Below are 22,185 nucleotides of genomic sequence, written 5' to 3' on the forward strand. Positions count from 1 at the left end.
GGCGCGGTGTGGAACCCTTTCTCCCGGAACAGTCTCCCAGAACGCAGAGCGTATCCGGCGGTCTTGTGTCGAACGATAGATCAGGCCAACCAGTCTGATCGTCGCCAGCCACACGGCTGTCTCCCCCTTAGTGCCCTCTGCGTCCTCGGTGGCTGCTTCGAGAAAGAAACACTCGCTGCAACTCGCAGCTTCTAACAGCGGACCCGTTTCCGCTTCCAGGTAAGATAGTTCTCCATCTCTGGATGAGCCGACAACGTCTCGATGGTGTTGTACTGGCGACCCAATTCTTTCTCGTCCGGAATCAGGTGATGGATCATCTGGTGGCACATCGCGCAGACATCGATCGTCTGCTGCATCTGCGTTTTGCTGAATCGGCTTTTAAACCACGACTTGCGATGGCAATGCCGCGGGATCAGATGATGATCGTTGAACGCCTCGGCGCCGCAGAGTTCGCATCGTGCCATGACTTAGGGGCCTTGGTAAGAACCGGGAAAGCAACAATCCCCGACAAGACACGCCGCACGGCAATCGGTTCGCGACCGGTTGGCTCGGCACTGCCTTCCAAGAGCGTGGCAGTGCCGGAAAGCCGATTCGCGATTACGCCAACAGCTCGTGGACGACGTTGCCATGAACGTCGGTCAAACGATAGTCGCGGCCAGCATAGCGGTACGTCAGCTTCTTGTGATCGAAGCCCAACGCGTGCAGCATGGTCGCGTGCAGGTCGTGGACATGGACCGGGTTCTCGGCCGCTTTGAAGCCCGTTTCGTCGGTCGATCCGTAGACCTGGCCACCCTTGATACCGCCCCCTGCCAGCCAGCAGGTGAAGCCGTAGTGATTGTGGTCGCGGCCGTTGATCTTGCCGGCGTTCGAGCCAGGCTTCGGCAGTTCGACGGTCGGCGTACGACCGAACTCGCCACCCCACAGGATCAACGTTTCCTCGAACAAGCCAAGTCGCTTCAGGTCGGCAATCAGCGCCCCGATCGCCTTGTCGCACTGACCCGCCAGGCGGCGGTGAGACTTCTCGAGGTCGTCGTGGCTGTCCCATGGCTGCCCTTGATCGTGGAAGACCTGGACAAACCGCACACCTCGTTCGACCAGGCGACGAGCGATCAGGATCTGGCGGGCCTGGATGCCATCGCCGTACGCTTCCAGGACGTTCTTTGGTTCCTTGGTCACGTCGAACGCGTCGGTCGCTTCCATCTGCATGCGATAGGCCAGCTCGAACGACTGCACGCGGGCATCGAGGGCCGGATCGAATCCGCGCTGCTGACGATGCATCGAGTTCATCTTCTGCAGCAGGTCGACCTGTTCGCGCTGCTGGTCGAGCGGCAGATGCGAGTTCTTGACGTTCTCGATCAGCTTTTCGACTTCGGTGTAACGCGTATCGACGTAGGTGCCCTGGTAGACGCCCGGCAGAAAGGCCGACTGCCAGTTCTGGGTCTGCTTGGTCGGATAGCCGTGTGGGCACATGACCACGTAGCCAGGCAGGTTCTGATTGACCGTCCCCATGCCATAGGTCAGCCAGCTACCGAAGGCAGGACGGACCGCCACCGAGGCACCGCAGTTCATCAAACCGAGCGATGGTTCGTGGTTGGGAACTTCGGCCTGCATCGAACGAATGACGGCGATGTCGTCGATGTGCTGAGCCGTGTGATGGAACAGCTCGCTGACTTCAATCCCGCTTTGGCCATACTTCTGAAACTTGAACGGCGAAGCGAACGCGGCACCCGTCTTGCGTTCGGTACGGAGGTTCTCGCCCCCTGGCAGTGGCTGGCCATGGTACTTGGTCAGCAGCGGCTTCGGGTCGAAGGTATCGACGTGCGAAGGACCACCGGTCATGAACAAGTGGATGACATGCTTCGCCTTGGCTGGGAAGTGAGGCGACTTGGGAGCCAGTGGATTGCCATACGAGCTGGCCTGAGCGGCGGACTCGGCATCGGCGGCCAGCAGCTTTTCATCACCGAGCATACCGGCCAGTCCCATCATGCCGAGACCGGTTCCCATCCGCGTCAGAAAATCGCGACGATTGTGGCAAGCTTCTGGATGATGTGAGTATTGGCTGTTCATAGTGATCTTTCGATTTCAATTGCGATGTCGCCTGCTGACAAAGTGGGTGGGTGCCAGCAGGAGCACCCTTCGTCGCGGCGAACGTTAATCGACAAACATGAACTCGTTGGAAACCAGCAGGACCTGGGCAATGTTATCCCAAGCGGTCCAGTCTCCATTGTTCGGAGCTTTCTCGGCATAGGCCAGGAACAACTCGGTTTCGTCTGGTCGCGGTCCGCGCTGCAGCACCGCATGGAAAAGCTGCTGGAGCTTCTTCTGGTTATCAAGCTGGTCGTTCTTTTCGAGGTCTTTGGCCAACGCGGCGGCCTGACGCTGCACGAACGCACTGTTGAGCAGGTACAACGCCTGCTGCGGAACGCTCGTCTTGGAACGTTCCGGGCTGGTGGCATCGGGGCTCGGATAATCGAACGCCCGGTACAAGTTCGGCAGGTCCTGGCGATCGACAAACCCGTAAACCGTGCGGCGTGGCGGGAACGGATCGTCGAGGATCTTCACCGCGCGGCCGCCGAGCGACTCGTCAAGCTTGCCACTGACCGACAGCATGCCGTCTCGCATTTCCTCGAAGGTCAACCGGCGACGGTTCATCTTCCAGTTCAAACGATTTTCGGGGTCTTTGGCCCGGGCATCCTGACGGTCTTCGCTCGACTGCTGATAGGTTGCCGACAGCATGATGTGCTTGTGCAGCTTCTTCAGCGACCAATCGTTCTTCTGCAAGTAGCTGGCCAGGTGGTCCAGCAACTGTGGGTTGGCAGGCGGATCGCTGCGAACACCAAAGTCGCCAGGAGTCAGCACCAGCGGCTGATCGAAGTGCCCCATCCAGACTCGGTTCGCGATGACGCGCGAGGTGAGTGGGTTGTCGGCCGAGACGAGGTCTTCGGCCAGTTCCAAGCGGCCACTGCCCTTGGTGTAAATCTGCGGTTCCGATTCGTCCAGCACGCGAACGAACTGACGCTTCACCTTGTCGCCACGTCGACCTGGGTCGCCGCGCAGATAGATGACCGGATCGCTAACGTTCTCACGTTCGGCGACGGCCATCGCTCGTGGAGGGGAACCGGCGGCGTCGATCTCGTGACCTCGGATCTTGCCTTCCAGCTTCTTCTTGTGGTTGTTCTCGCTGGTATAGGCGGCACGGCGAACGTCGTTGTCGTCGAGCACGATCGGCGAGAACCGACCCAGCAGCGACTTGGCAATCTCGGCAGTCGGGCCCTCCGGCTTAACGGCATCTTTGTTGTAGCCTGCTTCGCGATAGGATTGCCCCAGCGGCTTGAGCAGTTCGTCGTAGGTATCGACCAGGGCTGGTAGCGTGGCAGGACGCTTCTCGGCCAAGGCGGTGCGGATCGCTTCGTTCAGCTTGCTTCCTTCACCGGTCCATTCACCCAGCAGCGCTTCGTGCTGCTCGGCATACGCTTCTTCGCCCATATCACGGGCCTTCCACAGTGGACCCCAGATCGGATCTTCCGGCTTCCACAGACGGTCGGCGAACTGCTTCCACTTGTTGACCAAGTGCGGACGCACACTCTTTTGATCGAGTTCGTTTTGCTCGTACTTGGCGATCTCGACATCTTGCTTCTTCGAGACGGCGCGAACAACGAAGTCGAAGAAGTTGGTCGTCGATTCGGTCCGGACGGCGGTCTCGACCTTGGTGTTGTGCTCGTCGAGTTCCTTCTGCAGTTCGTCCAGCTTCTGCTTGAATTCTGGGTACTGCGGATGCGCGTCGATCGGACCGACCAGCGGCATCGTTTCGTTGATCTGATCGAAGATGCCATACATGCCGTAGTAGTCGGCCATGCTGATCGCGTCGTACTTGTGGTCGTGGCAACGGGCACAGCTGACCGTCAGCCCGAGCACGCCACGCGTGACGACGTCGATGCGGTCGTCGATGGTGTCTTGATGTTTGAGGAACTGGCGACCGATACGAATCAGCCCGAGCCCTGCCAGGCGGCGGTCTCCTTCTTCGGCGAAGTAGTCGGCAGCCAACTGCTCCTTCAGGAATTCGTCGTATGGCGTATCGAGATTGAACGAGTCGATCACGTAGTCGCGATAGGCGTGGGCATACGGAAAGCGGCGATCCTGGCCGTCGTTCAAGTAACCCCGGGTATCAGAGTAACGGGCGACGTCCAGCCAGTTGCGTCCCCACTTCACACCGTACTGCGGCGAAGCAAGCAAGCGATCGATCACCTTGGCGAAGGCGTCGGGGCTTTCGTCGTTCACAAACGCATCGACTTCGGCCTGGGTCGGCGGAAGGCCGGTCAGATCGAAGGTGGCACGACGGATCAACGTCGGACGGCTGGCCATCTTGGAAGGTGCCAGGTCGGCCTCGGCCAGGCGCTTCTGCACGAATCGGTCGATCTCGTTGTGGGCCCAATCGCCCGAGACTTCCGGAGCGGGCGGATCCTGGATTGGCTGGAACGACCAATGATGCTGTTTATCGTTAACCAACCGATCGTCGAACGACATCGGCTGCAGGGCCTCGTCTTCTTCAGGCCAAGGCATCCCCAGCTTCACCCACTTTTCAACCGCCGCGATTTCTTCGGCAGGCATCTGGGCAGCAGGCGGCATCTCGTAGGTTTCGTAACGGATGGCTTGCACCAGACCACTGTCGTCTGGCTTCCCTTCCACTACCACCTTGCCGGAGTCGGAACCTTTGAGGATCGCCGAGCGCGCATCGAGGCGGAGGCCAGCCTCTTGCTTTTCAGGGCCGTGACAACTGACGCAATGCTTCATGAACACTGGGCGCACCGACTTCTCGAAGAACTCGACATGCTCAGGGGGGAAGTTGGTCTCGGCCAATGCGATGGCAGGCAGGCACATCGTCGCCGTAGCGACCAGTGACAACGCGATAATTCGCATAGATTCGTAACGCTGCTGGTAGGTGGGGGTAAAAAATAGGCGGGAACACGAAATTTCGTGCTCCCTCCATTCTACCGTAACGGCTTGGCTAGGGCCAAGTGGATTTGCCAGAGCGAGACCTTAAATTACCCCCAAATTCAGGGTAGAAGATCCGATTAAGAGCCCTCCGCAGGCCCCACTGCGCTAGTCCCCTTCTTTTGGCGGAGTTCGACCGGCTTGCGGCTGACACTTCGCATCCGCAAGTTGAGGAACTCGACCACCAGGGCAAACGCCATCGCGAAGTAGACATACCCCTTATCGAAGTGCGTGCCAGCCCCTTCGGCCACCAACATCACGCCGATCAAGATCAGGAAGCTGAGGGCCAGCATCTTGATGGTTGGGTGCTTCTCGACGAACTCGGAAATGGAATTGGCAAAGGTCATCATCACGCCAATCGAGATCATCACGGCAATCACCATCAGCCAAACCCCCGAGAAGGTCACGCCGAAGGCGGTCACTTCGCTCTGCACCATCCCGACGGCGGTGATCACCGAATCGAGCGAGAAGATCATATCGAGGAACATGATCTCGAAGATCACGCGGCCAAAGGTGGCGTGTTTGACCTCTTCTTGCGAATCTTCGTGCTCTTCCCCTTCCAGCTTCTCGTGAATTTCGATCACGCTATGCCGGATCAGGAACAAGCCACCCACCAGCAAGATCAGGTCTTTGACCGAGATCGCATTGATCGATTCGTGATGCTGCAGGTACTCGATATCGCCCAGCAAGGACGTCCAATAGAAGAACGGCTCGTCCAGGCTCATGATCCACGAGATACCGAACAGCAGCACAATGCGCGAAACCAAAGCGGCCAGCAGGCCCAAGCGACGGGCCCCAGAGCGTTGTTCTTCCGGAAGCCGAGCCGAAACGATCGCGATGAACACGATGTTGTCGATGCCAAGAACGATTTCCATGGCCGCCAAGGCTACGACCGCAATCAACGCTTCCAACATGGTGCTACTCTTTGGGTATCCAAATGCGGTGTAAAACCGACAGAAATCTCAGACGGGCAATACCTGATTGTCAGTCGCATCATACCCCACCGCCAACTCGCCAACCATGCCGTTTTCCCGAGAGAAATTGGCACTTTCCGCCGTTGCGTGGCGCCCTGAAGGCAAGCACAATGAATCGACCTGCATATTCCTTCCCACCTGAGGACTTCGGCCCATGAGCTCGTTTATTGATCGTCGACACCTACTTTCTATGTCCGGAGCAGCCGCGTTCGCGACACTTAGCACCGGGCTGGTCGGTCAGACGACAGCTTCCGCCGCCGACCAGTCGACTCCGAAGCTCCGCTACTGCTTTAACACCAGCACGATCCGTGGCCAGAACCTGCCAATCGAACAAGAGGTCGAAATCGCCGCCAAGGCAGGCTACACCGGCATCGAGCCATGGATCTCGAAGATTCAGGACTACAAAGATTCCGGCAAGAGCCTGCACGACCTCGGCAAGCGGATCGCCGACCTTGGCTTGAAGGTCGAAAGTGCGATTGGCTTCGCTCAGTGGATCGTCGACGACCCCGAGAAACGCAAGACAGGTCTCGAGACCGCCAAGCGTGATATGGACCTGGTGGCGAGCATCGGTGGAACGCGGATCGCGGCCCCTCCGGCTGGTGCCACCAATGGCCCCAAGCTCGATCTGCTGGAAGTCGCCCAGCGCTACAACGCCCTGCTGCAAGTCGGCGACGCGGCCGGCGTGGTGCCCGAGCTCGAACTGTGGGGCTTCTCGACGAACCTGAACCGTCTGGGCGAAGTCGCAATGGTCGTCACCGAAGCGAATCACCCGAGTGCCTGCATGATGCCAGACGTGTATCACATTTATAAAGGTGGCTCTTCGTTCAGCGGGCTGGAAGCGATCAGCGGTCGCGTGATCCCGGTCTTCCACATGAACGATTACCCGGCCGAGCCGCCGCGTGACAAGATCAACGACAGTGCCCGCGTCTTCCCTGGCGATGGCGTCGCTCCGCTGAAGTCGATGATCCAGACGCTGGTCGGCAATGGCTTTCAGGGGGTCTTCTCGTTGGAACTGTTCAACCCTGAGTACTGGAAGCGCGATGCGTTGGAAGTCGCTAAAGAAGGTCTCGACAAGATGAAGGCAAGCGTCGAGTCGGCACTGAGCTAAGCGGACTGGCTGCATCAAGAAACGAACAAGGTCCGTCGCCAAGATTGGCGGCGGACCTTTTTTTGTGGGAAGGTTCCGGCGTGGGTTTTGTTCCGCTGGTTACTTGCGGGCGGCCGGATAGGTTTCCGTCACCGAGACCGAACCCGCGACCCAGTGAAAGACGTTCTGCTCTTCGCCGAAGCCGGCCTGACGCTTCATCATGACTTGCACCTGCCAGAGCCGTTCGCCCGAGTCTTTGTCAATCACATCGAACAAATGGCGACCGTAATAGACGGTCTCGTCATGCGTGGTTGGTTCGTCGGCGACAAACTTCGACTCGAGCGGACCACCGTTCCAGGCCTGAATCTTCTCGAGGAACTCCTGCGACTTGAACCCTTCGAGGCTCTCTTTCTGGAGCTGATCGTTCTGGTAGTGCCCTTCCAGCGAAGCACTCGCCGGCTGGCGGCCTTGGGGCGAGAGGGTGAGCTGATGCGATTCCAGGATCTTCCCTTCCAGCATCATGTCGAGCCAGGCCTGGGCCAGGACGCGTGAGTTCTCGCGCATGATCCGGTCGCGAACAACACCTTGGGTGACGCCAATGCCCAGCCAGATGGCGGCCAGCCCGATACCGGCCAGGGCCATCCCTTTGCCGGTCAGCACTTCCGACCTGGTGATCTGAAAGTACGAGACCAGGCCGAGGATGATTGCCAGGACCGGCAAGATCCAGAGGACTGGCGTGAAAATCGACAGCACCGAAAGAACGCCCAGCACCATCGCGGCAATCGCCAGGCGGCTTAGCTCGCGGTACTCTAGCAGGTCTTCGTTTTCAGCCGAAAAACGGGACTCGGTCGAATGCTCGGTGGTCTCGGTCATGCAACTTGTATCGAAAGAGAAAAGAAACGTCGCGATTCAAACTTACTTCGAGACGTTGTTCACTTCGTCTCGGGCACGCTCGAGGCGGCTCTTGGCCCACTTGGTTGGATCGAACGGCTGGCTGCCGGTCATCCCCAGATGCGATGGCAACCCGATGACCGAAGCGCCATACATCATGCCCATCATGTTGGTCGGGGTGCCGCGGCTGGCCATCATGTTGATGAAACCAGGATCGCCGATGGGGGACGCGAAGAAGGTGAAGCAGATCCACCCATACATCAGGTTCATCACCCACACGCAGCCGATGAAGTCGAACCAGGGATCACGCTTGCCACCAAACCGCACCGGGTACTTGGACAAGGTCATCGTCAGGAACTTCGAGCACGAGAAGATAATCCAGAACAACAGCCACATCACTCCGAACTCGGTGAAGGCGCTCCATTCCGGGGCTTGCTTGTTGATCATATCGGCCAGCAACTGGGCATAGTTAAATGCCAACGCGCTCGACAGAACAATCAAAAGACCGTTGATCAGGTTCGTCCAAAAGCACTGACTCCACGCCACCGCGAAGATCACGACCGGCAGGAGAAAGAAGAATACAAACGAGTACATGGTATTGTTGTCGATTCTTGGATGGATAGTCGGCAGAGGCGAAAGGGAATGCCGGCAGCGGCCGTTCCCAACGATAACACCGCTTACTCTTTGAAGACGCGGCTGATCTCTTCCAGCGAGGTTACCCCGCTGGCCACTAACCGAATGGCTTCTTCCTGCAACGTGTGGTTGCCGGCCTGCTTCGAGGCGGCACGAATCGCTTCCAGCTTTGGCGTCTTGGCGATTGCGCGACGAACCCCTTCATTCACCTTCATCAACTCGAAAATACCAACGCGGCCATGGTAGCCGATGCCACCGCAAAGCTCGCACGGGGGCTTCTTCGGATCATCGGGTCCCGGAGGTGTTGGCGTCTTATAGAACTTCTCGACCTTGTTGGCCGGAATGCCCAATCGCTTGAGCAACTGCACGCTTGGCTCGAACTCTTCGCGGCAGCCTTTGCACAATCGGCGGCAGAGTCGCATGTACAGCACGCCATGCAGCGCCTTGGCATATTCGTCGGCCGGTACCTTAAGCGACAACAATCGCAGCACCGCTTCGGCCGCATCTTCTTTCGAGTTGATGCTGGTGAAGCAGATACGCTTGTCGTTGGCTTGTTCCAGCAACACGTTGAAGATCGCCGGAGTTTCAATCCGCCGGACGACCAGGGCATCGGGCTGGTTGCGGATCACACCGGCCAGCATCTCTTCCGGCTTATCACCGGCGGCCGTGTCGTACATCTTGATGGCAACATTCATGATTTCCGGTTCGCGCGAGCTCTTCGCTTCGATCCCGGCAAAGTCACGCATCAGGCGGTCGGTGGAAGAAAGCCCGACGCGAGTCAGCGTCGTCAAACCACCTTCAGGACGCGCGGCGAAGACGAACAAGCCGTTCTGCTCGCCCATCAGCCCCTTCACTTCCTGAATCATGCCTTCCCGCATGCCGAGATCTTCGAGCGTCTCGAGCTTGCCGAGCGAAACCGGCACATGGAAGATCACGCGTTCACCGGTCTGCGTTCCTTGCGACATCATGTCGCAGTTGAACTTCTTGCCGTCGTACTTCACGAAGAACTCGCCGGCCTGACGGGCACGACGTTCGTTCGGGTTCAAGTTGCACAGCAGCTTCAGCACGGCCAGCATCTGATCGCTCGATTCACGATCGCGGTTCTCGCCTGCCAGCCAGACACCATCGATCTGGTAACGCATGGCGACCGTGTCTTTGGTGTAGTCCATCATCACCTTCAAGGCCCGTCGCGTGACCATCTCGGCGATCAGCTCTTTCACCCAGACGTAAGCGTCCGGCATCTTGCGAGCCGTGTACAAGTTCTCGGTGTTCTTCGTTTCGTCGGCAGCGCCGAGAGCTTTGATTTCCATCTGCGGGCCAACAGCCCACGCATCCTTGATTTCGGCTTGCATCTTGCCGCCGGACATCTTGGCCAGGACGAAGCGGATGTGATCTTTGGTCATCACCCGCTCGTGCGGATCGACCAGGGCGTTGCGGGTTTTGATGTACAACATCAATGGCACGCCCCACGCCGCGATCGCCAGCAAATAGCCGAGGAAGAACGGTACCGAGGCGCATAGCCACCAGAACGTGATCGCGAAGATCAACGTGTTGGGCATCACCCATGCCGGCTGCGACAGCTTCCGATCGATACAGTCCTGGCCGACCCAGTCGGTCGTGAAGACCCACAGGAAGAAGAGCAGAAAGACCGGCACCAGCTTCAAGGGGCTGATGTAGTCATACTCTTGTTCGGCGAACTTGTATTTCTCTGGATGCGTCGCGACGGAGGTTTTGTCTTGCGCCAAGAGTTCGGGCTCGAAACCACCCCAACTCAAAGCGAGCGCTAGCATAAGAAGGCAAAAAGCCAGTAGAGCGAATCTTCGCATTAAACCATCCCAGGTTGTGCCACATTGATGCCTTTGAGTGCCATCTTCAGCGCTTCGACGTTTGGTGCCACGGCGAAAGCGGTTTCGCGATCGATCAGTTCTTTGTCGATCAACGACTTGAGGCTCATCGTGAAGTCTTGCATGCCGTCGTCTTTACCGATGCGGATCGCGTCAGGCAGCTTGCTGTCTTTCCCTTCCAGAATCAGCTTCTGGACGGTTGGATTCATCGTCATGATCTCGACGGTGGGCACTCGGCCGACGCCCGGCTTGATCGATTTGAGCAGTTTCTGGGCGACGATCCCCTTCATATTGAACGCGATGGCACTACGAATCGAGCCATGCATTTCTTCGGGGAACAAGTCGAGAATACGACCGATGGTGCTGGAGGAGCTCGAAGCGTGGATCGTTCCGAACACCAAGTGCCCCGTTTCAGCCGCGTGAATCGCCGTAAGGAATGTTTCCTGATCACGCATTTCACCGATGAGGATGATGTCGGGGTCTTCACGCACGGCGTGCCCCATCGCGATCTCGAAGTTCTTCACGTCCTGCCCGATCTCGCGCTGATTAATCAAGCACTTGTCTTCGGTGTAGACAAATTCGATCGGGTCTTCCAGCGTCAGGATATGCTTCGAGTATTGGCGGTTGATCCAGTTGAGCATCGACGCAATGGTGGTCGACTTACCGGAACCGGTCACCCCGGCCAGCAGCACCATCCCCTGGTCGAACTTGCAAAGGCTTTCCATCACCGGCGGCAGGTTCAGCCCTTCGAAGTTCGGAATCCAGTTGTTAATACGACGAGCCACCAGCCCGACGTTACCCAGCTGGGTGAACATGTTCACACGGAAACGCCAGCGTTCGCCATCGACGTCGACCGTATGGGCAAAGTCGGCCCCGCCATTTTCCTGGAAGATCTTCGTGTTACGTTCGTCCAGCAGAGGCCACAGCAGCCGCAGCATTTCTTCGGCCTCGACCGGTCCCCGGTTCAAGTTCCGCAACGTGCCGTTCACGCGGACGATCGGCGGACGCCCCACCTTCATGTGCAAGTCAGAACCTTCCAACTTGACCAGAGCCCGGAAGATCTTGTCGACTTCGTATTCTTTATCCGCACCGAGAAACTTCTCGGCTATCGCTGCGTCGATTTCAGCCATGACTCTTTATCCCTCTGTTCCTGAAAAGCAGGGCAAGCCCTTTAGTTTGATTCGCACCAACCCCAGAATCAAAGCCTGACACAAATTCCTCGGTCACGCATCAATTCTTTGGTTTCCTGAATCGTGAACTGGCCAAAGTGGAAGATACTCGCCGCCAAGGCCGCATCTGCTTTGCCTTGCTGGATTGCATCGGCCAGGTGTTCCGGGTGACCGGCTCCGCCACTTGCCACCACCGGGACGGTCACGGCTTCGCTGACAGCTCGGGTCACTTCCAGGTCGTAGCCATCTTTGGTTCCGTCGCGATCCATGCTCGTCAGCACAATCTCGCCGGCTCCCAGTTCTTCGACCTGCTGGGCCCAACTCACCGCTTCCAACCCGGTTGGCTTGCGGCCGCCATTGATATGGACCTCCCACACTTCGCGACCATCTTTCTGCACCCGCTTCGGATCGATGTTCACCACAATGCACTGGCTGCCAAAGCGTTTGGCGGCCTGACGCACGAACTCGGGATCTTTACAGGCCGCCGAGTTGATCGAAACCTTGTCGGCACCCGCGTTCAGCAGCGAGCGAATGTCTTCCATCGTCCGAATGCCACCACCAACGGTCAGTGGCATGAAGACCACTTCCGCCGTCCGAGACACCACATCCAGAATGATGTCGCGCTGTTCATGACTGGCAGTGATATCGAGAAAGACCAGTTCGTCCGCCCCTTCACGCTCGTAGCGCGCAGCGACTTCGACCGGGTCACCGGCGTCGCGAAGTTGAACGAAGTTCGTTCCTTTAACGACACGACCCTGGTTCACGTCCAAACAAGGAATCACACGGCTGGCCAACATCGATGCTAACCGCAGCTTTCAGAAAGGGTTGCAAGGTGGACTTCGAACCCAGAAAAGGGCCCGTAGATAGGCAAATCTACTGTAAGCCGGACAAACGCCAGGGTCAACTAACCCCACCTGGGCATGGCCAGCAATCGTCGGTAATCGCCCAGTTTGAAACCGACGCCCCTGCCTTGGCATCGGAAAGGCGAAACAAACAACCCTTCCAATCGTTAGTTTTCGCGGAAAAGAGCCCCACTCATGAGCCATATCCTGCTGATTGAAGCCAGTGCGCGAAAAAACCGATCCCTCAGCCGAGAACTGGCCCAAAGGTTCGTTTCTGCCTGGAACTCGCAGGCCCCCGGCGACCCGATCGTCCGCCGAGACGTCGGCAGCACATCCCCGCCGGCGATTGATGAAAACTGGATCTCCGCCGCTTTCAAGCCGGCAGAGGCCCGGTCCGCAGCCGAGAACCAGGCCCTCGAGCTCTCGGACGAGCTGATCGCCGAGGTCCTTCAGGCCGACATCCTGGTCGTGGCGACCCCGATGTACAACTACGGCATGCCTGCGGCGCTGAAAGCCTGGTTCGACCAGGTGATCCGAGTTAACAAGACTTTCACGTTCGACCTGGCCCGCGGCGACGAGCCGATCGAGCCGGTCCAAAGCGGCAAGACCCTGGTCATGCTGACCACCGCTGGCGAAGGTGGCCTGCTCGGCAGCTACGCTGCGCACAAGAACCATCTGCATCCCCACATCATCGAGGCCTCGCGTTTGCTCGGTGTCGACCGCCACGAGACGATTCACATCGAATACCAAGAATTCGGCGACCAACGCTTCGCCGACTCCCAAGCGAAAGCCATCGCAGCCATCGCCCCGCTGGTCGACCACCTGCTAGAAACATCCAGCTGCCCGAACGCTTGACGCGAGTGCAGATGTGTGGGGAGGGACTGAAGAGAGACTTCGCTCTGGCTGCAGACCTGTGACAGGCGGTAAGATGGGAAGTTGCCGTTTCGCGGGTGCCAGTGCTTAGTAGCCGAAGTTTGATAATGTTGATTCGCTCGATTGTTTGTTTTTTCCTCGGAGCAATGCTGCTCCCCGATCTTACTGCTTCTCAAGAGATCCCGGATGAATCGAGCCTTTATCAAATCCAGACGAAACTCATTCAACAAAACGCGGACGCTTGGCGTGCATCGAATTTTGAGGAGTCGCAAAAGATTCTTAAGAGGCTACGCAAGGTTACTCAAGAGAAACAAAACGAACGCAAGCACTTAGACTTGCCGGAGATTGATTTCATTCTGCAAGACAGTGAGAAGTTTGCTTCTTTTTCAGATGAGCAGAAACAAGTTGCAATCCAGTTCCTCCAAGAAAAAGTGCGAGGTTCCGAAAAGAGCGACCAAGGTCGTCCAGCCGAAGCCATTCTCCATCACAAACGCTCCCTCGAATTAGCCAGAACGCTGTTCAGTGATGATTCGTACTCCGTGCTTGAATCGCAGATTCGGATTTCTGCCACCCTACTGAGCGCCGACAGCCAGGAAGGATATACGGAAGCCATTGACACGGCATTGTCCGTAAAGAGATTGCTTGAAGCACGAAACATGCAATCATTTTATCACTATAGACAGATCATGGATGTCATAACGAGGCTCTATTACAGGCAACGAAACTACAAGAGTGCGGTAGAATTCGGCAAGCAGACGGTCAGTCTGTACGAAACACACGACGCCACTCAGACACGTTCCTACGCTCTTCTGACGGGAATTTTCGTTGAATGTTTGAACCATCAAGGCGAGTATCAACGGGCACTTGAATATGCACGCCAAGGTTTGAATAACATTCCCCGTACCCACGATGTCTTCGACACCAACCGAATACGGTTGTTGCTGCAATACATCGAAGCCAAGAAAGCCCTGGAGGATCTGGAAAAGATTGACCTGGCTTTTGTCGAAATCCTCGAGATATCGGATTACTTGTCGCCTCTCGGTTATCCATCAGACTTACGCTTGCTGTATCGCAAGCAATTCCTCGCACATCTGAAGAAAACAGGAAAGCTGGACGAAGCGAAAGAGTTGCAAGCCAAAATCGACCTAATGGAGTTGCGGTTGCCTCTGCAAAAGAGTCGATTCTCTAACTAGACGCCAAAGTGCGAAGTAAGGGCCCGTTGCCACCAGTGGCACACGGTCGGAAGAGCAACGCATCGGGAGCATCTGATTTCCAATCCCTACGAGTCGCCGCAAACCAACAGCAACGAGGCACCGCAACCTCATGCTTCACATAATCAGCGGCACGTTCGCTGGGTTGGACTTGGCTTTTACTTACTCCGTGCTGGATTGATGCTCGCCTATGGTCTATCGATCAATCCGGTCCCAATTGGCGGCCCTGATGTCGACTCAGGAGCAATGGTGTGGATGCCATATTACCTGGCCGACTTTCCGTGGAGTACGTTTTTCGAGGCTCCCACTTACCCCACAAACGCCGCCACATTGGCAGTCTATGCTTTTATCATTGGCGTCCCTTGGATCGTATATGGTTTTGCAACAACGCTTATCGGGAAATGGGTCGATCGAAAGTGCGGCCAGCGGTTTCGACTATAGCGTTGGGTGCCATGCCTAAAAACAGCCCTAGGGCTTCGCATTAAGCCTATCGCACTCTCACGAGTTTTTGCCAAGCAAGCGGAGCTCTGGTTTAATTGCAGATTTCACCCTGCTTGAAATTGCTACTCTCGAGAAGCTGCCGATGCCCATGAACAGCGTTCCAAAAATCTCGCGATCGCGTGGCATCCTCTTCTTGGTGGCCTTCTTTCCCGTGGTCATTGCGGCGGCTGGAATACGTCCTCAACCTGCGTGGAGCGAAGGTGCGAGAAAGCTTGATGAAGTGGATGCCACGATTAAGTACCTTGAATCCAAGGGGCATACGGTTCATCGGATGGCGGATGGCACCCTGACGATCTCCCTTAGTGAGAACGTGGATCATGGGAATGGAATCTTTTACAGCCTGCCTAAGCTTTCCCCGGTGTCGTGTCTCATTCTGGATGGCTATGTGCTAGGTGCGGATGAGATCCGGCTCCTTTCAACTTCCCACTTGTCGGGTGAATTGAAGTGCTACGACTGCAAGTTGTTAAGTGGAGACCTGGGCACCTTGAGAAATGTGAAGTCGCTCGAGTTTTTTCGATGCGATTTTCGTGGCGATTTGCTTTCGGGTTTAGGAAAATGCCAGAAACTCGAACTGCTTCGCTTGCACTCGACCAAGCTTGCGGCTGAAGGTGTATTGAATTTACCGAAGCAAATGTCGACCAAGATGGACGTTGTCGTGGATGATACGAATTTGAATTTCGATAGCTTTCGGAATATTTGCACTCGGCCCTACGTCAAGCAGATCAACATCTCGGAAGCCGGGATTGTCGACGACTACGTTGAGAATTTGGAGCTCGGCGAAAGCCTGACATCCCTTTCCATTGGCGGAAAGCTATCGGACAAGCCAATCCAAAGACTGAAAGATGCCAATCCGGAAGTCCACATCATCTGGGGTCGCGAGGACGACAAGTAGCCCAAATATCAGCCACTCTTGAGACCTTCTTAAAAATAATCGTCCCACTCTGATCGGGCCGAGCCGGCTCCGGCGAAGTTGTCTTCGACGATGTCGCAGTCGGGGAGCGACTTGAGGAACGCGCGGCCGTAGCCTTTGGTTTGCACGCGTGGGTCCAGGATCACGACGATCCCTTTGTCGGCGTGGCCGCGGACGAGTCGGCCGAAGCCTTGCCGCAGTTTGATGATGGCCTCCGGCAGTTGATATTCCGAGAAGGGCTGCCCGCCACGCTGCTTGATTTGATTCAAGCGGGCCTGAAGCAGCGGATGATCTGGCACGCTGAACGGCAGCTTCGTGATGATCACGTTCTGTAGGGCATCTCCCGGAACGTCGACTCCCTGCCAGAAGCTATCGGTTCCGAACAGCACCGAGCCAGGCGTCTCTTTAAACTTCTGCACCATCTGCCCGCGTGGCATGCCGTCGGACTGGCTGAAGAGCGTGTACCCGTTCTGCCCCATCCAGCGAGACACTCGAGAGGCGCAGTTCCGCAGCATGTCGTAGCTGGTGAACAACACGAAGGCGTGCCCCTGGGTTTGCTCGACGTAGCGTTTGACCATCTCGCCCAGGGCCTGGTCGTAGTCGCGGCGGTTGCTGGGGTCAGGCATCCCTTTGACCAGCACCAGTTTGACGTTCTTCTTATAGTTGAACGGACTGCCGACGGTCAGCTCTTCGTTGCGAGTCATCCCGATGCGGTCTTTGAAGAAGTCGAACCCTTGATCAGGCGACGAAGACAACGTGGCACTGGTCAAGATCACGCTGTCGACCTTCTGGAACAACTCTTCTCGCAGCACCGGCCCCACTTCGATCGGCGTGGCAAATAACTTCACGCGGCGATAAGGGCCTCGCTGCTGACTGCTTTCGACCCAATAGACCGTGTGCTCCATCTTCTGCATCCGCCAGGCTTCGATCGAGTCGGCCATCAGGAAGATGCGATCCGACAGCGAATGGAAGTCTTGCCGGGTTCCTTCTTCCTCGAACCGATCGCCCGCCTGCTTGACCATCGAAGCCAACTTGGCCATCGCCGGCGAAAGAACGTTCGGGATCAGCTCGGGCACATTGACGCGGCCATTGCCGCCTGGGTTTTCTTCGAGCCAGGCATCCAGTTCGTCGAAAAACTGTTGAGCTCGATACCGGGTATGCACGACCTGGTTCATCGCATCGCGGCAGTCGTGATGGACCAGCAGGCCTTTCTGGGTTCGCTCGTTGAACAGCTTGTTCAACGCGAAATCGACCTGGGTTGACGTGACCGACATGCCGAGGTGATCTCCGGCGACACCTTCCAACGTGTGGGCTTCGTCGAAGATGACGGCGTCGTACGAAGGCAACAAACTGACACCGCTACGGCGAAGTGCCAGGTCGCTGAAGAACAACGCGTGGTTCACGATCAGTAGTTGAGCGTTCTGCATCCGGCGACGTGCTTTGTAGTAGAAGCAGTCGTCGTAGCTCGGACACTTTCGGCCGAGGCAGTTGCCGCTATCGCTGGCGATCTCGTCCCAGACCCGAACGGCCGGGCGAAAATCGAGATCGCTGAGCGAACCGTCGGTCGACTTCTTCGACCAATCTTTGAGGGTCCGAAGTTGGGCGGTCTCGTCATCTTTGTCGAACAGGCTCGCACTCCGCAGCGAGGCCGCACCGAGCCGACGCAGACTGACGTAGTTGCCCCGGCCCTTGGCCAGCACGGCCGTGAACTCGAGCGGCACCGAGGCGTTGATCAGCGGGATGTCCTTTTCCAGAAGCTGCTCTTGCAGGCTGATCGTATGGGTCGAGATCACCACCCGCCGCGACTTCTCTCCGCTGCCTTGATGACCACATGCCCACAAAATGGAGGGGACCAGATAAGCAAAACTTTTGCCGACGCCGGTGCCTGCTTCGACCACCAGATGCCGATTCTTGGCCAGCGCCGTCCCGACAGCCTTGGCCATGGCCATCTGCTCAGGGCGTTCCTCGTATTGCTTTAATCGCCGAGCAATCAGCCCCTGGGGGCCGAGAACGTCGTCGATGCTCAGGTTTTCCATCCGTGTTTGCTTGACTGATTGTGACCGTTTGCCGTTTTGCCCGATCCTTCACTCTATCGGGATTCGGGCTGACTGCCCACCACAAGCGGAAAAGTCGGGCCGCTAAGCTGGAGGAACCGCGGAAATTGGAATAGACTGATTCAGCGTCGTCTGGCGACCTGCTTATCTTCATTCCGTTTGCTTCCAGAAAGCTATTCCCGATGCCGATCGACTTCGATTGCGCTGTCTGCAAACACAGGATTCGTGTTCCCGACGGAAACGAAGGCAAGCGGACCAAGTGCCCCAAATGCCACGCGATCCAGCCGGTTCCGTCAGAAGCGGACGAATTGAAGCTGAAAGATTCGCTGGAAGAGCCGGCCCCGCCGAAAAGTTCGCCGCTAGACGATGTCTTCCAGCCGATGTCGACCCCCACCGAGAACGTTTCGCGCAATCCTTACGCCGAAGAATCGAGCCAGGCCCACGATAATCCGTACGCCGCTCCGCAAACGCCAGGCAATCTGGCAGCCGCCAATTCTTCCCGCATGGAAGCGATGAGCAAGCTTCAAACGCCGATCCTGACTTGCCTGGGGCTGCTGGCGCTGGGGATTGTGTTCAATATCATCTCGCTGATCACCATGGTCATCCAGGTCAACGGCGAAGGAGCTCAAGGCGCCAACTCCGTCGTCGCGTTGGCCACCTATGCGATCACATTTGGCTTCGCGGTTGGGCTGCAAGGTTTCGGTTGTTTTGGACTTTTGCAGGCCCGTGACCTAAAGAACTATGGCCTGGCATGGGCCGGCTTCATTATTGCCGCCCTTCCCTGCTCGTGTTGTTTTGTGGTGTCGCTACCGATTAGCATTTGGGGAATGATGCTTCTGGCCGATAACAGTATTCAGAGGCAATTCAACGGATAGCGGGACAAAGGTTCTCGCTGTGGGCAAATTCGCACCTGAGGGCTCGCTTCCATGTCGATTGATTTTTCCTGTTCCAAATGCCAGCGTACGATCCGCGTTCCTGACGGAACCGAAGGAAAAAAGACCAAGTGCCCGCAGTGCCAGGAAATCCAAGCCATCCCCAACGCTCCGGCTGGCGGACTGCCACCAGCCGGGCCACCTAAGCCGGAGCCATCGTCCGAGAAAAGCGACTCGCTGTGGGATTCGCTCAGCAGCGAAAAAGATATGTCACCAGCTGGCGGCGCGGCGGCTCCTTCCAATCCATTCGGCGAAACGAACGATCCTTTCGGACCGCCTGCCCGCAATCCTTACGCTTCACCCTCGAGCGGTGGACAAGTCTACGGTCAGCAAGCCGTCTCGCGATCGGCTGCTCGCGCCCAACTGATTGGCCCGGCGATCGGCGTGCTGGTCTCGACCCTGCTTGGTCTGCTGCTGAACATCGTCTGGTGGATCGCCTCGATGATGCAAGTCGAGAACGATGCCGGCATCAACGACCCGGAAGAACGCGTTGGCGTGTACGTGGTGCTGTGCATCATGTTCGGCCTGCCAACGCTGCTCAGCTTGTTCACTTGCGTGGCGATGGTCCGCGCGATGCAGGTCCGCACTTATGGCCTGGTGATGTGCGGCTTCGTGCTGTCGCTGACGCCGTTCTCGGGCGGTTGCGGCTGTATCCTGGCGATGGCGTTTGGTATCTGGGGAATCGTCGTGATGTGCAACGAGTCGGTGAAGGCCGCCTTCCGTCTCCCTTAAGCCTGTTGAACGATCGAAGCGGAACGAACCGGTATGGCTCTCAGTTTTCAATGTGGTATCTGCCGAAAGGTCATCCATGTCCCGGATGGATCGGAAGGTAAGAAGACCCGTTGCCCTGGGTGCTATTCGATTATCAAGGTTCCCTTCAGCGGCAGTGTGCAACTGATCGATCCCGATCAGGTCGCTCCGCTGGAAGATGCCGACGACCCGTTGGGGATCAGCGGCAAGACAGAATCGCGGTGGGAACCTTCCGAATCGGAGCCGGCCGTCGGCAGCAATCCATTCGCTGCCGACCCGGTGGCTCTGCCTCACGCCGAGGCCCCGGTCGATACCATTGAGATGCGGCAAGCGATGCTCCGCCGTCGCCGCTCGACCTTGGCGACGCTGTCGATCGTGCTCGTTGCGATTGGCCTTCTCTTCTTGATCTTCAATGGTCTGAGCGTGACCATGCAGCTGATTCGCCTGATCGACGAATCCTCGGACGACATGGGGCGGATCGCCGCCTTGTGCGGGTCGATCGTGATTCTGGGGGCTCAGATCATCACGCTGTTCGCGTTGAACGAAGTCCGGCTGTTCCGTAGCTACAGCACGGCACGGACCGGCATGATTCTGGCGATGATCCCCTTCACCTATCCGGCGATGTGCCTGGTTCTGCCACTGGGATTGGCCGTTTGGGGGATGATGCTGCTCAGTGACAACGACGTCTGCGAGTCGTTCCACAGCGAGGGGGGCCCGGGACGCCTGAATGACACGCCCTCGTAGGTGTGTTAAAACAAGCGTTCCCTATCGGATTAACCTCGAAGCTTAGCCCATCCCATTCTGTGAGGAGCGTGCCCCCATGGCTACCAACGGTGACTTGAATCGAAAACTTCGCATGGCCCTTGTCGGTGGTGGTTCTGGCGCCTTTATCGGCCGCGTGCACGCCACCGCCGCCGTGCTGGACAACCGCGCCGCCCTGGTCGCCGGTGCCCTCAGCTCGAATCCCGAACGTGCCAAGGCTTCTGCTCCTGACTACGACATTCCTGAAGCGCGCGCTTACACCAGCTACCAGGAACTGATCGAAAAAGAACTCGCACTGCCAGAAGACCAGCGGATCGACTTCGTCTCGGTCGCCACGCCGAACCACATGCACTTCCCAGTCGCCAAGGCTGCCCTGGAAGCTGGTTTCAACGTGATGTGCGACAAGCCAATGACCTTGGACCTGGCCCAGGCCGAAGAGCTGTACGAAACCGTGCAGAAGTCGGGCGCCGTCTTCGCCGTCACGCACAACTACACCGGCTATCCACTGGTTCGCCAGGCTCGCGAGATGATCCTCAATGGTGACCTGGGCGAGATCAACGCGATCCGCGTTCAGTACATCCAGGGCTGGCTGCGAACCAAGCTGGAAGACACCGAACAGAAGCAAGCCGCATGGCGTAGCGACCCAGCCAAGAGCGGTGCCGCTGGTGCTTACGGCGATATCGGGACCCACGCCTATAACCTCGGTCGCTTCATGACCGGTTTGCTGCCGGACAAGGTCAGCACCAACCTGGCCACGTTTGTGGAAGGCCGTCGCTTGGATGACTACGGTACCACCGTCATTCGTTACGAAAACGGTGCCCTCTGTACGCTGACCGCTTCGCAGATCAGCCATGGTCGCGAGAACGATCTGACGATCGAAATCGACGGCACCAAGGCGGCCCTGAGCTGGCGTCAAGAGAACCCGAACGAAATGATCGTTCGTCAGAATGGCGAGCCTCACAAGATCTATACCCGTGCCCCAGGTGCTTCGTTCATGAAGCCACTGGCCGACGCTTCGTGCCGCATTCCTGCGGGTCACCCAGAAGGTTTCTTCGAAGCCTTCGCCAACGTCTATCGCGCTGCCTACGACGCGATGGCCCTGCGTGCGACCGGCAAGGACTTCGAGAAGAAGGACACCATCTACCCGAACATCCACGACGGTGTCGAAGGGATGTACTTCATTCAGCAGTGTGTCGCCAGCAGCCAGCAAGATGGCGCCTGGTTGCCACTGAAGCACGAAGCGGCCCGTCGTTAATCGACCGCCCGGTTTGTTGAGATTCAAGAGCCGCTGTCTGGCAATCAGGCAGCGGCCTTTTTTTATCGCTACCCTCCCACCGCAGATATCGCCATGAAAATCGAACACTTCGCCCTTCAAGTCGCCGACCCGGTCGCGATGGCTCGCTGGTACGTCGTGCACTTGGGCATGACCATTCAGCGCGGCAGCAAGCAGCCTCCCTTCGCTCACTTCCTGGCCGATGACGGCGGGCAGATGCTGATCGAGATCTATCACAACGAGCAGTTCGACGTGCCTGATCAATCGGCCGTGCCGCCAGCCCACTTCCACCTCGCCTTCATTAGCGACAACATCGAGGCCGATCGAACCCGTCTGATCGAAGCAGGTGCCAAAGAAGAAGGCCCGATCAACACCCAGCCCAACGGCGACCTGGTTTGCTTCCTCCGCGACCCATGGGGTTTGACGCTGCAACTGGTGACGCGCGTCGAGAAGCTGCTGGCATAGCTTGCCGGAAGTTTTCGGTGAA

19 protein-coding genes are annotated in these 22,185 nt (G+C 57.5%); 9 read left to right on the forward strand and 10 right to left on the reverse strand.

Going from position 1 to position 22,185, the window contains the following annotated elements; genetic code table 11:
• Positions 1-191: 191 nt before the first annotated feature.
• From ABD890_RS10170 to ABD890_RS10185, 4 genes are all read right to left on the reverse strand, one after another.
• Entirely contained in the window at positions 192-464 is a 273-nt protein-coding gene (locus tag ABD890_RS10170) for a hypothetical protein (protein ID WP_345088436.1), read from the reverse strand.
• A gap of 133 nt (positions 465-597) precedes the next feature.
• The gene (locus ABD890_RS10175; RefSeq protein WP_345088438.1) at positions 598-2,067 is read right to left on the reverse strand and encodes a DUF1501 domain-containing protein; all 1,470 of its coding nucleotides are present in this window, start codon (positions 2,065-2,067) and stop codon (positions 598-600) included.
• Positions 2,068-2,151: 84 nt separating this feature from the next.
• Positions 2,152-4,917 carry a DUF1553 domain-containing protein gene (locus tag ABD890_RS10180; RefSeq protein ID WP_345088440.1) on the reverse strand — a complete coding sequence of 922 codons (2,766 nt, stop codon included), beginning with the start codon at positions 4,915-4,917 and terminating at the stop codon, positions 2,152-2,154.
• A gap of 155 nt (positions 4,918-5,072) precedes the next feature.
• Entirely contained in the window at positions 5,073-5,906 is an 834-nt protein-coding gene (locus tag ABD890_RS10185) for a TerC family protein (RefSeq protein WP_345088442.1), read from the reverse strand.
• A 214-nt stretch (positions 5,907-6,120) separates the two neighbouring features.
• On the opposite strand from ABD890_RS10185, the gene ABD890_RS10190 reads away from it, so the two are divergent.
• Positions 6,121-7,074: a sugar phosphate isomerase/epimerase family protein gene (locus ABD890_RS10190; RefSeq protein ID WP_345088444.1), complete on the forward strand. Its 954-nt coding sequence runs from the start codon at positions 6,121-6,123 to the stop codon at positions 7,072-7,074.
• 99 nt (positions 7,075-7,173) lie between these two features.
• On the opposite strand, the gene ABD890_RS10195 is transcribed toward ABD890_RS10190, so the two are convergent.
• The 5 genes from ABD890_RS10195 to hisF form a co-directional block, all read right to left on the reverse strand.
• Entirely contained in the window at positions 7,174-7,926 is a 753-nt protein-coding gene (locus ABD890_RS10195; RefSeq protein ID WP_345088445.1) for a DUF4190 domain-containing protein, read from the reverse strand.
• 42 nt (positions 7,927-7,968) lie between these two features.
• Complete coding sequence (locus ABD890_RS10200) at positions 7,969-8,538, reverse strand: hypothetical protein (RefSeq protein ID WP_345088447.1); 570 nt, start codon at positions 8,536-8,538, stop codon at positions 7,969-7,971.
• Positions 8,539-8,621: 83 nt separating this feature from the next.
• The gene (locus ABD890_RS10205; RefSeq protein ID WP_345088449.1) at positions 8,622-10,322 is read right to left on the reverse strand and encodes an ATPase, T2SS/T4P/T4SS family; all 1,701 of its coding nucleotides are present in this window, start codon (positions 10,320-10,322) and stop codon (positions 8,622-8,624) included.
• Between the two features lie 80 nt (positions 10,323-10,402).
• A complete protein-coding gene (locus tag ABD890_RS10210) occupies positions 10,403-11,551 on the reverse strand; it encodes a type IV pilus twitching motility protein PilT (RefSeq protein ID WP_345088451.1) in 1,149 nt (382 codons plus the stop codon).
• 68 nt (positions 11,552-11,619) lie between these two features.
• Complete coding sequence (gene hisF / locus ABD890_RS10215) at positions 11,620-12,387, reverse strand: imidazole glycerol phosphate synthase subunit HisF (protein ID WP_345088453.1); 768 nt, start codon at positions 12,385-12,387, stop codon at positions 11,620-11,622.
• A gap of 240 nt (positions 12,388-12,627) precedes the next feature.
• Between hisF and ABD890_RS10220 the strand changes: the two genes are divergently transcribed.
• The 3 genes from ABD890_RS10220 (at position 12,628) to ABD890_RS10230 (ending at position 15,909) form a co-directional block, all read left to right on the forward strand.
• On the forward strand, positions 12,628-13,287 hold the full coding sequence (locus ABD890_RS10220; protein ID WP_345088455.1) for an FMN-dependent NADH-azoreductase: 660 nt from the start codon (positions 12,628-12,630) through the stop codon (positions 13,285-13,287).
• A 125-nt stretch (positions 13,288-13,412) separates the two neighbouring features.
• On the forward strand, positions 13,413-14,498 hold the full coding sequence (locus ABD890_RS10225) for a hypothetical protein (protein WP_345088457.1): 1,086 nt from the start codon (positions 13,413-13,415) through the stop codon (positions 14,496-14,498).
• Between the two features lie 607 nt (positions 14,499-15,105).
• A complete protein-coding gene (locus ABD890_RS10230) occupies positions 15,106-15,909 on the forward strand; it encodes a hypothetical protein (protein ID WP_345088459.1) in 804 nt (267 codons plus the stop codon).
• A gap of 29 nt (positions 15,910-15,938) precedes the next feature.
• On the opposite strand, the gene ABD890_RS10235 is transcribed toward ABD890_RS10230, so the two are convergent.
• Complete coding sequence (locus tag ABD890_RS10235) at positions 15,939-17,963, reverse strand: ATP-dependent DNA helicase (protein WP_345088461.1); 2,025 nt, start codon at positions 17,961-17,963, stop codon at positions 15,939-15,941.
• 200 nt (positions 17,964-18,163) lie between these two features.
• On the opposite strand from ABD890_RS10235, the gene ABD890_RS10240 reads away from it, so the two are divergent.
• The 5 genes from ABD890_RS10240 to ABD890_RS10260 all read left to right on the forward strand — a co-directional run bounded on the left by ABD890_RS10240 (position 18,164) and on the right by ABD890_RS10260 (position 22,163).
• Positions 18,164-18,856: a hypothetical protein gene (locus ABD890_RS10240; RefSeq protein WP_345088463.1), complete on the forward strand. Its 693-nt coding sequence runs from the start codon at positions 18,164-18,166 to the stop codon at positions 18,854-18,856.
• A gap of 51 nt (positions 18,857-18,907) precedes the next feature.
• Positions 18,908-19,645, forward strand: a complete 738-nt coding sequence (locus ABD890_RS10245; protein ID WP_345088465.1) for a hypothetical protein — start codon at positions 18,908-18,910, stop codon at positions 19,643-19,645.
• A 33-nt stretch (positions 19,646-19,678) separates the two neighbouring features.
• Positions 19,679-20,407 (forward strand): hypothetical protein, encoded by a 729-nt coding sequence (locus ABD890_RS10250; protein WP_345088467.1) that lies wholly within the window; start codon positions 19,679-19,681, stop codon positions 20,405-20,407.
• Between the two features lie 76 nt (positions 20,408-20,483).
• Positions 20,484-21,680: a Gfo/Idh/MocA family protein gene (locus ABD890_RS10255; protein WP_345088469.1), complete on the forward strand. Its 1,197-nt coding sequence runs from the start codon at positions 20,484-20,486 to the stop codon at positions 21,678-21,680.
• A gap of 93 nt (positions 21,681-21,773) precedes the next feature.
• The gene (locus ABD890_RS10260) at positions 21,774-22,163 is read left to right on the forward strand and encodes a VOC family protein (protein ID WP_345088471.1); all 390 of its coding nucleotides are present in this window, start codon (positions 21,774-21,776) and stop codon (positions 22,161-22,163) included.
• The last annotated feature ends 22 nt before the right edge of the window (positions 22,164-22,185 follow it).

Origin of the sequence: Bremerella cremea (genome assembly GCF_039541315.1) — a bacterium.
In the GTDB taxonomy this organism is placed as follows: Bacteria; Planctomycetota; Planctomycetia; order Pirellulales; family Pirellulaceae; genus Bremerella; species Bremerella cremea.

Excerpts from the sequence above, each read along its gene's own strand:
- ABD890_RS10170 (WP_345088436.1), bottom strand. The coding sequence starts at position 464 with ATGGCACGATGCGAACTCTGCGGCGCCGAGGCGTTCAACGATCATCAT.
- ABD890_RS10175 (WP_345088438.1), bottom strand. The coding sequence starts at position 2,067 with ATGAACAGCCAATACTCACATCATCCAGAAGCTTGCCACAATCGTCGC.
- ABD890_RS10180 (WP_345088440.1), bottom strand. The coding sequence starts at position 4,917 with ATGCGAATTATCGCGTTGTCACTGGTCGCTACGGCGACGATGTGCCTG.
- ABD890_RS10185 (WP_345088442.1), bottom strand. The coding sequence starts at position 5,906 with ATGTTGGAAGCGTTGATTGCGGTCGTAGCCTTGGCGGCCATGGAAATC.
- ABD890_RS10190 (WP_345088444.1), top strand. The coding sequence starts at position 6,121 with ATGAGCTCGTTTATTGATCGTCGACACCTACTTTCTATGTCCGGAGCA.
- ABD890_RS10195 (WP_345088445.1), bottom strand. The coding sequence starts at position 7,926 with ATGACCGAGACCACCGAGCATTCGACCGAGTCCCGTTTTTCGGCTGAA.
- ABD890_RS10200 (WP_345088447.1), bottom strand. The coding sequence starts at position 8,538 with ATGTACTCGTTTGTATTCTTCTTTCTCCTGCCGGTCGTGATCTTCGCG.
- ABD890_RS10210 (WP_345088451.1), bottom strand. The coding sequence starts at position 11,551 with ATGGCTGAAATCGACGCAGCGATAGCCGAGAAGTTTCTCGGTGCGGAT.
- hisF (WP_345088453.1), bottom strand. The coding sequence starts at position 12,387 with ATGTTGGCCAGCCGTGTGATTCCTTGTTTGGACGTGAACCAGGGTCGT.
- ABD890_RS10220 (WP_345088455.1), top strand. The coding sequence starts at position 12,628 with ATGAGCCATATCCTGCTGATTGAAGCCAGTGCGCGAAAAAACCGATCC.
- ABD890_RS10225 (WP_345088457.1), top strand. The coding sequence starts at position 13,413 with ATGTTGATTCGCTCGATTGTTTGTTTTTTCCTCGGAGCAATGCTGCTC.
- ABD890_RS10230 (WP_345088459.1), top strand. The coding sequence starts at position 15,106 with ATGAACAGCGTTCCAAAAATCTCGCGATCGCGTGGCATCCTCTTCTTG.
- ABD890_RS10235 (WP_345088461.1), bottom strand. The coding sequence starts at position 17,963 with ATGGAAAACCTGAGCATCGACGACGTTCTCGGCCCCCAGGGGCTGATT.
- ABD890_RS10240 (WP_345088463.1), top strand. The coding sequence starts at position 18,164 with ATGCCGATCGACTTCGATTGCGCTGTCTGCAAACACAGGATTCGTGTT.
- ABD890_RS10245 (WP_345088465.1), top strand. The coding sequence starts at position 18,908 with ATGTCGATTGATTTTTCCTGTTCCAAATGCCAGCGTACGATCCGCGTT.
- ABD890_RS10250 (WP_345088467.1), top strand. The coding sequence starts at position 19,679 with ATGGCTCTCAGTTTTCAATGTGGTATCTGCCGAAAGGTCATCCATGTC.
- ABD890_RS10255 (WP_345088469.1), top strand. The coding sequence starts at position 20,484 with ATGGCTACCAACGGTGACTTGAATCGAAAACTTCGCATGGCCCTTGTC.
- ABD890_RS10260 (WP_345088471.1), top strand. The coding sequence starts at position 21,774 with ATGAAAATCGAACACTTCGCCCTTCAAGTCGCCGACCCGGTCGCGATG.